At 60.1% G+C, this 398-nt stretch carries 1 protein-coding gene; it reads left to right on the top strand.

Annotated elements, in window-relative coordinates; translation table 11 throughout:
- Positions 1–302: hypothetical protein (locus tag EN818_RS33040; protein ID WP_189523986.1), on the top strand; the 302-nt coding region annotated here is incomplete at its 5' end.
- Positions 303–398 lie beyond the last annotated feature (96 nt).

Below are 398 nucleotides of genomic sequence, written 5' to 3'. Positions count from 1 at the left end.
ATCAGCACACCCGCGTCAACCAGGCGTCGGTCAAGAAACATTTCGTCGGCATGGGTCGTGGCGATCAGAAGTCCGCGATTATGGCGAAGTGTCGGGCACTGGGCTGGATCGAGAAGGACGACGAAGATCAGTCCTTCGACCGCAGCGATGCCCTGGCGGTGTGGTCCTACGTCGAGTGCACATCGGCGCCTCGTTACACCCAGCCGGTCGACGACCTCTTCGTAGCCAGCGAGCGCCGCAAGCGCGAGGCCGAAGAGCTGAAGCGCCGATACCAACAATCCGAAATGCCGGAGAGGTTTTGAAATGGACGACTATCACGTCGGCCGGCTCGTCGCCTGCATCGACGAAAACTGGCAGTACAACATGCCGGGAGAAGAGCCAGAGATCGGAAGAGCACA

The organism is Mesorhizobium sp. M3A.F.Ca.ET.175.01.1.1, assembly GCF_004791945.1.
Lineage (GTDB): Bacteria > Pseudomonadota > Alphaproteobacteria > Rhizobiales > Rhizobiaceae > Mesorhizobium.
Note: the sequence above shows the minus strand (reverse complement) of the source record. Positions and strands in the feature narration are given on the sequence as shown.